Source organism: Arthrobacter sp. U41, assembly GCF_007679325.1.
GTDB lineage: Bacteria > Actinomycetota > Actinomycetes > Actinomycetales > Micrococcaceae > Arthrobacter.
This window is the reverse complement of the sequence record NZ_VEGI01000001.1, coordinates 1,229,538-1,243,454: the sequence shown is the minus strand read 5'-3', so window position 1 is coordinate 1,243,454 and position 13,917 is coordinate 1,229,538. Positions and strand designations below refer to the sequence as shown.

General features: G+C 66.7%; 15 protein-coding genes. 2 read left to right on the top strand and 13 right to left on the bottom strand.

The genetic code is table 11. From position 1 onward, the window contains the following. Positions 1-106: 106 nt before the first annotated feature. From FS787_RS05705 to FS787_RS05645, 13 genes are all read right to left on the bottom strand, one after another. Positions 107-523, bottom strand: coding sequence for a hypothetical protein (locus tag FS787_RS05705; RefSeq protein WP_144671256.1), 417 nt, complete (start codon positions 521-523; stop codon positions 107-109). A 116-nt stretch (positions 524-639) separates the two neighbouring features. After that, positions 640-972 carry a hypothetical protein gene (locus FS787_RS05700; protein ID WP_144671255.1) on the bottom strand — a complete coding sequence of 111 codons (333 nt, stop codon included), beginning with the start codon at positions 970-972 and terminating at the stop codon, positions 640-642. A gap of 55 nt (positions 973-1,027) precedes the next feature. After that, positions 1,028-1,681: a hypothetical protein gene (locus tag FS787_RS05695; RefSeq protein ID WP_144671254.1), complete on the bottom strand. Its 654-nt coding sequence runs from the start codon at positions 1,679-1,681 to the stop codon at positions 1,028-1,030. Positions 1,682-1,690: 9 nt separating this feature from the next. Continuing rightward, complete coding sequence (locus tag FS787_RS05690; RefSeq protein WP_144671253.1) at positions 1,691-2,785, bottom strand: WXG100 family type VII secretion target; 1,095 nt, start codon at positions 2,783-2,785, stop codon at positions 1,691-1,693. Positions 2,786-2,935: 150 nt separating this feature from the next. Further along, the gene (locus FS787_RS05685; RefSeq protein WP_144671252.1) at positions 2,936-3,154 is read right to left on the bottom strand and encodes an NF038396 family protein; all 219 of its coding nucleotides are present in this window, start codon (positions 3,152-3,154) and stop codon (positions 2,936-2,938) included. A 4-nt stretch (positions 3,155-3,158) separates the two neighbouring features. Beyond that, entirely contained in the window at positions 3,159-3,746 is a 588-nt protein-coding gene (locus tag FS787_RS05680) for a dihydrofolate reductase (protein ID WP_144671251.1), read from the bottom strand. Further along, the gene (locus tag FS787_RS05675; RefSeq protein ID WP_144671250.1) at positions 3,743-4,546 is read right to left on the bottom strand and encodes a thymidylate synthase; all 804 of its coding nucleotides are present in this window, start codon (positions 4,544-4,546) and stop codon (positions 3,743-3,745) included. The genes FS787_RS05680 and FS787_RS05675 overlap by 4 nt, the downstream gene beginning before the upstream one ends. Positions 4,547-4,555: 9 nt before the next feature. Then, positions 4,556-4,984 carry a GntR family transcriptional regulator gene (locus tag FS787_RS05670; RefSeq protein ID WP_144671249.1) on the bottom strand — a complete coding sequence of 143 codons (429 nt, stop codon included), beginning with the start codon at positions 4,982-4,984 and terminating at the stop codon, positions 4,556-4,558. Further along, entirely contained in the window at positions 4,981-6,630 is a 1,650-nt protein-coding gene (locus tag FS787_RS05665; RefSeq protein ID WP_260982411.1) for a hypothetical protein, read from the bottom strand. Before FS787_RS05665 ends, FS787_RS05670 begins: the two co-directional genes overlap by 4 nt. A 79-nt stretch (positions 6,631-6,709) precedes the next feature. Then, positions 6,710-7,684, bottom strand: coding sequence for an NUDIX hydrolase (locus FS787_RS05660; RefSeq protein WP_144671248.1), 975 nt, complete (start codon positions 7,682-7,684; stop codon positions 6,710-6,712). 11 nt (positions 7,685-7,695) lie between these two features. Further along, the gene (locus FS787_RS05655) at positions 7,696-9,960 is read right to left on the bottom strand and encodes an RNA degradosome polyphosphate kinase (protein WP_144671247.1); all 2,265 of its coding nucleotides are present in this window, start codon (positions 9,958-9,960) and stop codon (positions 7,696-7,698) included. A gap of 114 nt (positions 9,961-10,074) precedes the next feature. After that, positions 10,075-11,052, bottom strand: coding sequence for a mycothiol synthase (gene mshD / locus FS787_RS05650; protein ID WP_144671246.1), 978 nt, complete (start codon positions 11,050-11,052; stop codon positions 10,075-10,077). Between the two features lie 268 nt (positions 11,053-11,320). Then, positions 11,321-12,019 (bottom strand): response regulator transcription factor, encoded by a 699-nt coding sequence (locus FS787_RS05645; RefSeq protein ID WP_144671245.1) that lies wholly within the window; start codon positions 12,017-12,019, stop codon positions 11,321-11,323. 255 nt (positions 12,020-12,274) lie between these two features. On the opposite strand from FS787_RS05645, the gene FS787_RS05640 reads away from it, so the two are divergent. Together FS787_RS05640 and FS787_RS05635 are read left to right on the top strand one after the other, a co-directional pair. Continuing rightward, positions 12,275-13,009 (top strand): permease, encoded by a 735-nt coding sequence (locus FS787_RS05640; protein ID WP_144671244.1) that lies wholly within the window; start codon positions 12,275-12,277, stop codon positions 13,007-13,009. A 183-nt stretch (positions 13,010-13,192) separates the two neighbouring features. Beyond that, the gene (locus tag FS787_RS05635) at positions 13,193-13,807 is read left to right on the top strand and encodes an FABP family protein (RefSeq protein ID WP_144671243.1); all 615 of its coding nucleotides are present in this window, start codon (positions 13,193-13,195) and stop codon (positions 13,805-13,807) included. Positions 13,808-13,917: the final 110 nt, after the last annotated feature.

The window sequence follows — 13,917 nt, the reverse complement described above, 5'->3', positions numbered from 1 at the left end:
GCTCCGGGGCGCAGCCGGTTACGTCACCTCTCAGTTCAACTGGCGCGGACTGGGATCCGGGATGCCCCGCTCCGGATCGAGCGGATGCGGTCGGTACCATCGGCTACTACTCGCCGGGAAAAGGGCGGCTGCTGTCCGGGAAGTTCTCGCGGGTAACGGGAATTTCGGCGGGGTGCTCCTCGAACCACCAACGCGCCTGATCGTCGGTAACAGCGAAGCGCGGCTTGGGCAGGCCCTTCAGGCGCCGCAGTTTGCCGGCCGTGGACTCTTTTCTGAGTGCGCGCAGCCCCAGCAGCCATCCGCCGGTGAAAAGCGCCGTGCAGGCAAGGAACAGCAAGGCAATGCCAAGCTCCAGCCTGACGACTGCGACGACCAGCATCACGGGGGCCAGGAGCGCAGGGATGGTCATCAGGGCCGTCACGGTGACGAGCCCGGTGACTGTGTGGACCGAGTAGTTCCCGTAGGGCTGCGAGCCCCCGATGCCCCATTCATCCCGGGTGTAGGCATGGATCGTGCTGTCCATCCCCGTGCCGAAATACCACGGACGGGTCAGCGCGGAGCGGCGCCTTGACGACTCAACTATCACCGGAAACCGCCTGCGGTGCCGACGGGGCGGGCGACGATGCGCCCTTTCCGGGGCTACTCAACCGGCCGTGGCAGGTTGCGGGCACCGCGCAATTTCTCGGCTTTTCGTTCCCTGAAGTATCCGGACCAGCCAGCGAACAGCGGATAAAGGACCAGCAGGTACATCCACCAGATCTCGCCCAGGATTCCCCACTGGTCGGTCACGGCCATCTGAACGATTCCGTAGAGCATCAGCCCGAACAGGGCAGACATCAGGAGGGAGAGGAACAGCAGGCCACCCGAAGAGTTCACGGGTTTGATGATGCCGAGGCCGTCGTCTTTCCTAACCCCGTACTCTTCATCCGTATAGCTGACGATTTCGCCGTTCTCGGCCAGGCGGTGCTTCATCGGCGCCTCCGGGGGCGGGGGCGGTACGTAACCGGGCTCCTGCGGGACGTCCCTGCTACGCCGCGCCACGGGACTCCTCGATGGCGCTCAGCAGACCCGCATTATCCAGCGGACCGGTCTCCGTCACCTCGTCGGTGGCGAAGTCCGGCACACCGGTGGCCCAGGATTTCCCGTCGTGGCGGACGAGGAGGTGCTTCTCGTCGTCGAGGGTCCTGAAGACGAGATAGGCCGTGCCGCCTGGGTGCTCATCCACGTGCTGGCGAATGACCCGCAGCGTGGCCTCCGCGGAGCTGATCGTGGGATCCTGGGCGAAGGCGAACCAGGTGCCGAGGGCCCGGGGCTGCAGCATCAGGGACACCTCCGGAGCCTCGAGCAGCACCACGTTGTCCATACTGTCCTCGGTCAGCAGGGACATTTCGGTCCAGCGAGTCGACAGGCCCAGGGCAGTGGCTACGGCGGCGGCAACGCCCTTGACGCCAAGGTCGCCGTCGTCGTCGACCACGGCGAGGTCCCGTGCCAGGAGGGAAGAGGCGCCTGCCGTGTTTAATGTGACATCGTCGACGAGCTCCTCCGCCCTGAAGACACTCACGGAGCGATCCCGGGCGGGGCCCTCCAAGACGTTGAGGAGGTAGGCGAACTCGCCCACGCCGAAGCCGATCACGTCGACCCCGAGCCGCGGCTCCTGGTGGATCTCATCCTGGACAGTCATGTTGTTCTCCTAGTCCCCGAAGCCGAAGAAATTGGCCACGGACTTGCCTGCATCTGTCACAGTATCCGCGGCATCGCTGACGAATTTGCCCGGATCCTTAACGGCGTTGACGATGCCCTCCCCGACGTTCTTACCGACGCTTGTGATGGTGTCCCAGTTTTCGTAGACGGCGATCCCCACGCTGGCGACCTGGCAGACGGTTCCGGCCGGGGGCGGCAGGAAGCAGCCGACGCCGAGTAGGGCTTTGCCGCCACTCATGGCTCCGCCCTTGATATCGCCATCCGCAAAGCTCTTGACCGAATCGAAGGTGTTGAAACCGACGCCGGCCCAGCCGAGGCCGCGAGCAATGCCCGACTTGCCAAGCCACTCGTATTTGGTCCCTGCACCCAGCCAGGGCTTCTCGGCAATGAGGCCTCCCAGCTTGTCCAATGGCTTGATGAAGCTGTTGAGGTTCTTCAAGGAAGCGACGTCAGAGGCCTTGTCGATGGCGTTGAGCGTGCGGCTGCCCTTGGAAGATTCCCGGAGCAGTCCTTCCAAGGCCTTATTTCCGGCAGTGGTCTGCCAGAGGTTGCGGGTCTCGAAGGCCGGCCCGCCTAAGCGATGGCGGCCTTTAGTGAAAAGTTCTCGGGCCATTTCCGCGCGGTGGTTCTTGAGCACCCAGCCGTACTGGCCAATATGCTTGGCCAGCGTGAGAGGGGCCTTGACGTTTCTCTGGATCCCCATGAACTTCTTGAGGAATGCGGCGCTGCCGGTGAGGACTCCGCCTGCTACCCCCAGAGCGCCCGCCCCGGACCCGATAGGACCGAGCGGGCCGCCGCCGGACCCCGCCGCCGCGTTGCTGGCCTTCTCCTGCTGCTCGGCGTGGGTCATCAGCCGCTTGGACTCTTCCTTGAGCGCCAGCGCCGTCTTCTGGATCAGGGCGCGGTGGTTGCCGTTCCAGTCAGACTTGAACCGGGCGCCGTCGGCACCTTTCCACGCCGTGTTGCCATTGATGGCTGACGTCAGGGTGGTGGACTGCTGCAGTAGCGTCTCGGACGTTTTGCCGAACTGTTGCGCGAGTGTCCGCAACTGGGCGACGTCGGCGCCCCACAAATTTCCTGCCATCCTGGCATCCCCCTTTGACGTGCATCAGCCTAACGGGCTGGCATCAAGACCTGGTGCATTCCGCTGTGCGTATCTAACCGGCACCAATGTAGCCGGAACGGCGGCGCCCGGCGATGGGGTGATCTCCCCATCAACCGGACTGCGCCGGGTTCACTCGCCGGGGCGCTCCGTGAGCAGCGCATGCTTGCGCTTCCGGAGCGCGAAGAATGCTCCGAAGGCGAAGGCCTGGGTGATCACCACAAGCACAATTGCCCCGACGATCTTGTTGCCGCCCAGGATCATGGTCAGCCCCACGATCGCGGACAGCAGGGCCAGCAGCGGGAGCAGCATGTAGCCAAGGACAAAGAGGGTTTCGGGTTTCTGCAGCATTTCCTTAGCCTTCCGTCCGGCGCCACACGTTGATGCGGTAGCGGGTGCCGTTCTCGGCGCTCTGCCACCCGTCGGCCGGCAGGCTTGCGCCCATGGTCCAGTCGTAGCCCAGCTCCGGGGCGAAGGTGTCGCCTTCGGTTGTGGTGTCGATCGTGGTGATGACGGCCACGTTGGCCAGGTCCATGGACTGGGCGTAGATGTTGCCGCCGCCGATGATCCAGACCATGTCGTTTCCCGGCGCGAACTGGGACTCCAGGAGCGCGTCGTCCAGAGACTTGACCGCGATGGCGCCTTCCGCCGCGGGGGTCCCGCCCCAGTCTTCCTGGCGGGTGATGACAATGTTCGTCCGCCCGGGCAGCGGCCGGTACTTGTCGGGGAAGGACTCCCACGTCTTGCGGCCCATGATCACCGGGTGTCCGGTGGTGAGCCGGGTGAAGTGCTGCATGTCCTCGGGCAGGCGCCACGGCATGCCGCCGTCCTTGCCGATGACACCGGTGCTGGTCTGGGCCCAGACGACGCCGAGCCCGGTGAGGGAGGCCAGCGCGTCGGAAAAGTGGGCGGGCTGTCCGCCCTGCAGTTTGTCGTTGCTCATACGGCTATCGGGGCCTTAATCGTCGGGTGGTGCTGGTATCCGACCACCTCGAAGTCATCGAGGGTGTAGTCGAAGATGGAGTCCGGCTTGCGGGTGATCTTGAGCTGCGGGTACTCGTAGGGCGTGCGCGTGAGCTGTTTGAGGACCTGGTCCATGTGGTTGTCGTAAATGTGGACGTCGCCGCCGGTCCAGACGAATTCTCCGGGTTCCAGGCCGGTCTGCTGGGCAATCATGCAGGTCAGCAGGGCATAGGAGGCGATGTTGAACGGCACGCCCAGGAAGGTGTCGGCGGAGCGCTGGTAAAGCTGGCAGGAGAGCTTGCCGTCGGCCACGTAGAACTGGAAGAAGGCGTGGCAGGGCGGCAGGGCCATGTCCTTGAGCTCGGCGACGTTCCAGGCCGAGACGATGTGCCGGCGGGAATCCGGGTTGGTCTTGAGGTTCTCGATGAGTTCGGCGATCTGGTCGATGTGGCCGCCGTCGGGGGTCGGCCAGGAGCGCCACTGGACGCCGTAGACCGGGCCGAGTTCGCCGTCGGCGTCGGCCCATTCGTTCCAGATGGTGACGCCCTGGTCCTGCATCCACTTCACGTTGGTGTCCCCGCGGAGGAACCACAGCAGTTCGACGGCCACGGACTTGAAGTGCACGCGTTTGGTGGTGATCAGGGGGAAACTCTTGCTCAAATCGAAGCGCATCTGGCGGCCGAACACACTCAGGGTGCCCGTCCCGGTACGGTCCGATTTGTGCGTGCCGTGTTCCAGGACATCGCGCAGCAGGTCTTCATAGGGCGTTGGAATGCTCACCGTCCCAGTCTACTGAGAACTGGCTTCCCCTCCGTATCCGTCTTGCTGGCTGAGCTTCGTCTGCAGGATCGCCAGCAGGGCGGCGTCGTCGAATCCCGCGTTCCTGCCTTCTGCAATGTAGCGGTCGACGGCGGCGCTCACCGCTCCGGCGATGCTCTCCGGCGCCGGGACACCGGGCGGGTTCGCGGCCCCCGGCGTCCCCGCGACCACCGTGCCGTTGCGGCGCCTGGTCTCGATCAGCCCCGCCTGTTCGAGTTCCCGGTAGGCCCGCGCAACGGTCCCGGCCGCGATGCCGAGGTCCGCGGCGAGGCTCCGGACTGTGGGCAGCCGGGTGCCCGGCGCCAGTGCTCCGAGGGCGATCAAGGAGGCGACCTGCGCCCTGATCTGTTCGTACGGCGGTGTGGCCGAGCCCAGGTCCACGGAGATTCCTGCGGTCATGCGGAGATTTCCTGCCGCGGCAGGGGAGGAGCCGCGGCCGGCCGGGCGAGGGTTCGTACCGGGATGACAGCGATGACGGTGGCCGCGACCCCGAGGACGGCTCCGGCCGCGATCGCCGGCCACCAGGACGTCGCGGCGGGGTCTGTCTCTCCGAACGCAGACCGGCCCAGCACCTCCGCCCAGGCGTTGCTCCGGGTCAGCAGCAGGACGGCAGCCTGGGCGGTGAGGGTGGCCGCGAGGGTCCGCACCACACGGTGGACCGTGATGGCGCGCAGGGCTGCGTCCAGGCCGGCGGGGGCGCCGGGAATTCCCCGGCGCCGCCGCGCCGTGACGACCGCGGGCAGGGACACAGCGAAAATTCCGGCGGTGAGGAGCACGACGGGCACCCAGTCCGGGTCTTCACCGAGGCGGGCCTGCCCCGCCGCGGTGAGAACCAGGACCAGGAGGAAGGTGAGCAGCGCCAGGACAGCGGTTGTCAGCAAGGCGGGGCTGACCGGCTGGCGGGGCCAACTGTGCGGCGCGTCCGGGCTGCCGTAGTTGTGCTGCAGCAGCAGCTCGCCGGCGGCAATGACCAGCAGCACGGAAGCGGCCATCAACGCCACGAACCCCGCAAAGCCGTACGTGGCGACAGTCACGAGGGCCTGGCTGAGGAAAACGCCAGCCAGCAGCGGGACGGCGGCGGCCAGCCCCAGCAGCGCGCCGAGGGAGGACACCAGCCTGGCGGCCGGGTGCTGCCGGACGCCGGCGGTCCCTGGTTCCGGGCGGTTCCGGACACCCAGTCCGGCGGCTGCGAGCCGCGGCGGCCGCCACCACCACATCACGAGGAGGACCACAGTGGACGCCAGGCCGGCCGGATTCGCCCACGATGTCATTCCCTGGGCGGGATCGGGCCGCGCCGCGAAGTTCCCCGCGATGGCCGCCAACCCGGCAGCCACGGTGGAGACCGTTCGAAGCAGCCGGTTCATCGCGATGGTCCGCAGGACGGCGTTGTCCGCCGCGTCGAGGGTCTCCAGCTGGCGGCGGCTCGCGATCAGCCACAGCACCAGCCACGTCCCGCCGGCCAGCACCAGCAGGGCGCCGCCGAGCCAGCCGGCCACTTCCGGCCCGGGGATGCGTCCGTCGCCGCCGCCGTTGTAGTAGGTGGATTGGCCGTCGCTGACCTGGGTGGGCGCCACGGCTGCGAAGCCCGGGAGGGTGGCAGTCGCGGCGATACCTGCGGCGGCGGTGCCAAAGATGGCGGCCGTGGTCAACCCCAGCCTGCGGGGCAGGAAATCGCGGATCCGCCGGACGGACAGGACGGCGCGCCGCCGCATCCGCCGGGGGCCCGGGTAACTGATCTGGCCGAGGGCGTGCACCGTCAGGCAGCCCAGGGCCGGCCACATGAGCGCCGGCAGGATGGTCCCGGCGGTGGTCAGGGCAGCGCCGGTGGAAGGGTTGGCCGGAATGATGCCCACGTTCACCGCCCCCTGGAGGGAGCTCGCCAGCCAGCCGATGACGCCCACCCACAGCGCGTGCTCCGACACCGACGCCGGAGACGTCCCCGTGTGCGGCGCCCAGATCACCCAGCGCAACACCAGGTAGACAACGACGGCGGCGAGGAGCGGACCCAGCAACAGCAACGGCGGCAGGTCGGACTGGACCGGCATAAAATCCCCCAAAGATTCTGCGGCAATGTATCAAGTGTTTGATACAAACTACGGCCGGGGCAATGGAGGGTCAAGGACCTTAGTCGTCGAAGGGCCGGAACCGCTCCACCGCAACCACTTTGTCCTTGCTGTGGTGCGCCACGTGGCACACCACGATTTCGCCGGGAGCAAGGAACGGATCGGAGTCCGGCAGGAGGCCCCGCAACCGTGAGCCCATGTGCTTTGCGAGCTGCGCGAACACGGTGGGCAGGGCAGGGCGGTGCGTGCACAGCGCCACGGCCCGCTGCTTGTCGAAAAGGCCTTCGACGGCGGCGGCCGTCTTGTGCGGATGGCGGCCGTGCCGGTGCTCGGTGAGGGCTTCGTTCAGCTTCACTTTCGCATCGGTCGCCTTGGCGTACGGGGCGATGGTGGCCACACACCTCAGCCAGGGGCTGGACACAACGCGCATGGGCTTCCACGCCTGCAACAGCCGCCCCACCGCCTGCGCCTGCCGCAGGCCGGTGGCGGCCAGGGGCCGGTCCCCTTCGGCCTTGGACCATGACGAGCGCGGCTTGGCTTTCGCGTGGCGCACGATCACGAGCGGCCACGTTTTCAGTTCGCCGCGGGCATGGGCCGACGCCAAATGCTCCAGCGGGCCCACATCGCTGGGGTTGCTCAGCAGCCGGGCCGCTTTCTCCGGTGAGCACCACATGACGCTGTCCACTTCCTTGCCGTCCGGCAGCAGCGCCGCCCCGTCGACGTCGACCGCCCAGTAATGGACCACCTTCAGCCCGGCGGGAACGTGGTAGTGGATGGAGGGCAGCGGGATGCCCAGCGGGGCTTTCAACCCGATTTCCTCGTCGACCTCGCGCGCGGCACACTCGGGCAGCGTCTCGCCGGGGTCGATCTTGCCCTTGGGCCAGGACCAGTCGTCATACCGCGGACGGTGGATCAGGAGGACCTCAAGGTCCTTGCCGCCCGGCGTGACGCGCCAAGGAACGGCACCCGCAGCCACCACCGCAATTTCCTCGCCGGGATGGTCTGACTGGTCGGCCACCAGTGCATCGCTACTCAATGCCAGAGCCCCTACCGCAGCCCGGACGAGCGCTGCCGCGAACGGGAGTTGAGCAGCCAGGACTGGATGTCCGCGAGGCCCTGCCCGTCGTCGGAGAGGTGGTGGCGGGTCCATTCCCCGGAGTTGTCCAGGTGCCAGCTGGCGGTGCCCGGATCCATGTAGCGGCGGAGCAGGTCCATGACGTAGCTCGTATCGTCCCCGCTGGTGAGCTGGACGAGGGCCTCCACGCGGCGGTCAAGGTTGCGGTGCATCATGTCCGCCGAACCGATGTAGACCACGGGGTCCCCGCCGTTGGCGAAGGCGAAGACGCGCGAGTGCTCCAGGAAGCGGCCCAGCACGGAACGGACGGTGATGTTCTCGCTGAGGCCGGGCACGCCTGGACGCAGGGAGCAGATGCCGCGGACGATGATGTCCACGGGAACACCGGCCTGGGATGCCCGGTACAGGGAATCGATGATGGCTTCATCCACCATCGAGTTGACCTTGATCTGGACCCGGGCGGCGAGGCCGGCCCGGGCGTTCCGGATTTCGGTTTCGATCCGGTCGATGAGTCCGGAGCGGACCGATCGGGGGGCCACCAAGAGCCGCTTGAAGGTCGACTTCGGAGCGTAGCCGGAGAGCTGGTTGAAGAGCCGGGAGAGGTCCTCGCCCACCTGCTCATTTGCCGTGAGGAGGCCCAGGTCCTCGTAGTAGCGGGCCGTGCGCGGGTGGTAGTTGCCGGTGCCGATGTGGCAATAGCGGCGGAGGCCGTCCACTTCCTGGCGCACCACAAGGGAGAGCTTGCAGTGGGTCTTGAGGCCCACGATGCCGTAGACAACGTGGACGCCTGCCTGCTCCAGCTTCCGGGCCCAGGAGATGTTGGCCTGCTCGTCGAACCGGGCCTTGATCTCGACGAGGGCCAGGACCTGCTTGCCGGCTTCTGCGGCGTCGATCAGGGCGTCGACGATCGGTGAGTCGCCCGAGGTGCGGTACAGGGTCTGCTTGATGGCCTGGACTTTCGGGTCCGAGGCCGCCTGCTCCAGGAACGCCTGCACCGAGGTGGAGAACGAATCGTAGGGGTGGTGCAGCAGGATGTCCCGCCGCCGCATGGCCGCAAAGACGTTTGCCGCTTTGGACGTTTCCGATTCGTTGAGGTGGCGGGAGGTGTGCGGGACATGCTTGGGGTAATGCAGGTCCGACCGGTCGATTCCTGCGATGACCGAGAGTCCGCGGAGGTCCAGCGGGGCGGGGACCGAGTAGACCTCGGATTCCTCTACGCCGAGCTCGCGGATCAGCAGCGCCCGGATGTTCGGGTTGATGTCCGTCGTGACTTCGAGCCGGACCGGCGGGCCGAAGCGGCGGCGCAGCAGTTCCTTCTCGAGGGCCTGCAGCAGGTTCTCGGCGTCGTCCTCTTCGACCTCAACGTCTTCATTGCGGGTGACGCGGAAGGTGTGGTGCTCCAACACCTCCATCCCGGCGAAGAGCTGGTCCAGGTGGACGGCGATGACTTCCTCAAGGGCGATGAAGCGCGCCACCCGGCCGGGCACCGACCCGGCGCGCGGGCCGTCAATGGAGATCAGCCGGGGGAGCTGGTCCGGCACCTTGAGGCGGGCGAAAAGTTCCTTGTCGCTGACCGGGTTGCGGACCACGACGGCGAGGTTCAGTGAGAGCCCCGAAATGTAGGGGAAGGGGTGGGCCGGGTCCACGGCCAGCGGGGTCAGGATGGGGAAGACCTTCTCGGCGAACATGGCGCTGAGCTGGTCCTTGGCCTGGGAATCGAGTTCCTCCCAGTGCATGAGGTGGATGTGCTCGTAGGCCAGCGCCGGACGGATCTGCTCGGCGTAGACGCGGGCGTGGCGCTGCTGCAGGCGGTGGGCCTCCTCGCCGATCTGCTCGAGGACCTGCACCGGGCTGAGCCCGGCAGGGGAGGGGACGGCCAGGCCAGTGGCGATCCGGCGCTTGAGCCCGGCAACGCGGACCATAAAGAACTCGTCCAGGTTGGAGGCGAAGATGGAGAGGAAGCTGACGCGTTCCAGCAAGTGCAGGTCGGGGTCTTCGGCGAGTTCCAGCACCCGCGCGTTGAAGGCGAGCCAGCTCAGTTCGCGGTCCAGGAAGCGGTCCGGGCTGAAGTCGCCCTCCGGCTCCAGGTTGGGCGCGAATTCCGGAATGTCGATCCGGTCCTGGGTGGCGCGTGAGGCAGGCACTTCGGAGGAACCGAACTGGGCACGCGCGGGACGGACTTTTTTGTCCGTCGTGGTGGCCTCAGACGTGGCGGTCCGGGCAGATTCCCGTTGCATGGTCTCTCCTAATGCTGGCGCGATTTAGCTTCAACCTTACAAGCATTCAGACGGCGCACGGCTGTCGGAGGGCGCAGATTTCCCGCGGGGGCAACCAGATGTCTGCCGATTGGATTAACGCCCTTCCAATGGGGCATACATGACGTCGACGTCCCAGCGGGTGAAGCCCAGCCGCCGGTACAGCGAAACGGCCGGAATGTTGTCCGCGTCGACGTAGAGCATCACGGCGTGCAGGCCCTTGTGCTGGAGGTGCCGGATGCCGGCGACCGTCAGGGCCTTCCCCAGCCCGGTGCCCTGGGCAGCGGGGGTCACCCCCACCACGTACACCTCGCCGATCGCCGGGTGGTCGCCGTGCCGGGGGTGCACCTTCGTCCAATGGAAGCCGAGGATCCGGTCCGCGGAGTCGACGGCCAGCAGGAACCCGGCAGGATCGAACCACGGTTCGGCCATCCTGGCATCCAGGTCGGCACGCGTCATGTTCCCCTGCTCCGCATGGTGCGAAAAGGCGGCCCGGTTCGCGGCGAGCCACGCATCCTCGTCCCGGCCGGGCACGAAGGCGCGCAAGGTCGCCCCCTCCGGCAGCGGGACGTCCGGCAGTTCCGCCGTCGCGCTGGTGAGCCGCATCTTCCACAGCTCGCGGACGGGGCCGTAGCCGTAGCGCGCGGCGAGCTCGGCTGCGGCCTCGTGGTTGCCGTGGGACCAGGCCTTGAGGCCCGTGAAGCCGCGGGTCTTCTTGAGCTCGCCCACCAGCCGGTCCGCCACGCCCTGGTTGCGGTAACTGGGATGGACGGCGATTTCCAGCACGCCCGTGCCGTCCGGTTCCTCGATGACGACGGCGACCCCGGCCAGGTCCTGCGCCGTTGCCGGGTCGGATTTCTCGTCGGGGCTGTATAGGGCGAGCGTGAGCACCGTGTGGGCACCGGCGTCGGCGTCCGAGGCGCGCAGCGTCACGAGTGTCTGTTCGGAGAGGGGCGGGTTGCCATCGGACTCCTCCGCGGCGGCGGCGAGGGCCTTCACGTCCTTCAGGAGCTGCGGATCCGCAGCTCCTTTGGCGGCGAGCACGGGCCAGTTCTCAGGGTGCGCAGGACTCATGGTGTAAGGCTATACGCTGCCGCCGGTCCCGGGCCGGTTTTGAACTTTCCGGTCCAGTTACGTATAGTCTTTTCTCGTCCGGTTGTTCGGCGCGGAACCTTGGTTCCCGAACCGTCAGCCCGGATGCGAGGGGGATCCACCACTGGGGTGGCCTCGATACGTTCGACCCGTATGTCCTCCACTGAAGAACAGCGAAAGCCGCGGACCCAAGTCCGGGGCTTTCTGCATGTCAGCCCTGTTGCATGGCAGCTCTGTGACGCGCCCGCGTCTAGGCCTCGGTGAGTTCTTCTTCCGGATGCCGGACCAGGGTCAGGCGGTAGCCGACGTTGCGGACCGTGCTGATCAGGTTCTCGTGGTCGGCGCCGAGTTTGGCCCGCAGCCGCCGGACGTGGACGTCCACGGTGCGGGTGCCGCCGTAGTAGTCATAGCCCCAGACCTCGGTCAGCAGTTGCTGGCGGGTGAACACCCGGCCGGGGTGCTGCGCCAGGTACTTAAGCAGTTCAAATTCCTTGAAGGTCAGGTTCAGCGGCGAGCCATTGACCCGGGCGGTGTAGCTGGCTTCGTCGATGACAACGCCGGCGGCGCGGATTTCGGTCGGGGCATCGTCCTGATCCGGCACGGCCCGGGCGACGCCCAGGCGGATGCGGGCCTCCACCTCGGCCGGCCCGGCGGATTCGAGCAGGATGTCGTCCACGGCCCATGCCGAGGAAACGGCGGCCATGCCGCCTTCGGTCAGGATGAGCATCAGCGGGGCGCTCAGGCCGGTGGCCTTGAGCAGCTGGGTCAGGGAGCGTGCGCCGACGAGGTCTTTGCGGGCGTCCAGCAGGACGATGTCGCAGGGGTCGGTCTCCAGCAGCGCGGTCGGTTCCGCGGGGAGAATGTGGACCCGGTGGTTCAACAATTCCAGAGCAGGCAGGACGTCCACCGATGAGCCGGTGCTGTTCGTCAGTAGCAGGATGTGCGACATGTTTCCTCCAAGGGGTGTCCGCGCATCTTTGGGCGTCTGTAGCTGAGTCCGAGTATACCTAAACGACCCTTGCCGGCCATGGTTCCGTCACCTCCGGCCAGTCCTGTGGCGACACAAATCGGTCATATAGGGCAGGATTGATCCGTCGGGGACCGCAGCCCCCTGACGCAATCAGGTCGAATTGGGGTCCGCAGTGAGCGAAGGTACGACGATGACCGGAAGACGGATGACGGATAAACAGATGCCGGGTAAGAAGTGAGGTCTTGGTCCATCGGTGTCATTGGCCTGGCCGGACTCGCCGCGATTGTCGGTGCGTCGTACTCCTCGCCGGAGGCACTCCTGGCAGTGGGCGTGCTCACCGCCGTCGGCGTCGGGATCGGCTGGCCGCATTTCCTGGGCATTCCCGCCCGGAAAACCCTGGCCGTCCTGATCGGGCTGCCCGGGATTGGCTCCGCCATTACCGCCACGTACCTCCCCGCCCCGGGATTCCTGGACTGGACGCCGTCGTTCATGGCCGCGGGCGTGATGGCCGTCTTTGTGATGCAGCTGATCCGAGGAACGGGTCAGGCGCAGCGTCTGGAGTCCACGCTGGGGTCCTGCGCGGGCGTGATGTTGTCCTGCCTGGGAGCCGGCTGGATTGCATGCTTCCGCTTTAACGGTGTCCGCGAGATGCTCCTGGTCGCGGCGATCAGCGCAGCGATCGCCCTGCTGGCAGGACTGATCCGCTGGCCGGACCGGGTGGTGGCGCCGCTGGGTGTCATCGGTGCCGGGCTGGCCGGTCCGCTCGCGGGCCTCGTCTTCTCCGACATCGCCGTGCTGCCCGCCGTGATCGTCGGAGTGGTGGTGGGCGCCGTGCTGGTGAGCTTCCGCCGCCTGGTGATCCTTCGCGGTGAATCGCTAAGCTTTGCGGCGGCCCTCGGAATGGGTCTGGGTCCGGTCGCCGCCGTCGGCTCGCTGGCGTACTTCATAGACAAACTACTCATCTACTAACGCGTTAGGATGGCATCATGTCCGTACTTGCATTTGAAATCTTCTTCCTTGTTCTCCTCGGCGTTGCCAGCCTGGCCATGGCCTGGTTTGCCGGCTTCGTTGTGTACCGCCTCTTCAAAGGCCAGAAGTAACAACGAGAAGTAAACGCCCCGCAAAGTCCCGTCGTTTCCAGAGGTAGCTGCTGTGCCGATTGAGATTCCTACAGATCTGACACCCGAAATCGTTCCCCTGTCCTGGCTCATTGGTGAGTGGGAGGGCCGCGGCAGGCTGGGGGCCGGGGAAGAGGATTCCGAGCACTTCGTGCAGCACGTGTCCTTCACGCACAACGGCCTGCCGTACCTGCAGTACCGCGCGGAAAGCTGGCTGACCGACGACGAAGGAACCAGGCTGCGCCCGTTGACCGTCGAAACCGGTTTCTGGGCCCTGGAGCGCAAGCAGCGCGAGGAAGACGGCGGTCCCGGACTTATCCCGGCCGACATCGTTCCCGTGCTCAAGAGCGCCGACGAAGTCGAAGCCCTGCGCAATGAGGACGGCGGCTTCGACATCTCCGTGTCGATCTCCCACCCCGGCGGGATCTCCGAGCTTTACTACGGCCAGATCAAAGGGCCGCAGATCCAGCTCAGCACAGACATGGTGATGCGCGGCAGCCACTCCAAGGAGTACACAGCCGCCACCAGGATCTTCGGACTCGTGGACGGCAACCTGCTCTGGCGCTGGGACGTGGCAACCGGCAAGGGCCCTGCGGGCGGCAGCGGCTTGGAGGCCCACGCGTCGGCCATCCTCCACAAAGTCACCTGACCGGCCCGCGCGCGCAGCACATCGGTCGCGCGCACCTGGCCGGCTGAACGGCCGCCGCCATGCCGCCGGGGTTGAGGGTCTCACTGATTTTCCGTTGTCCATAGCGACCC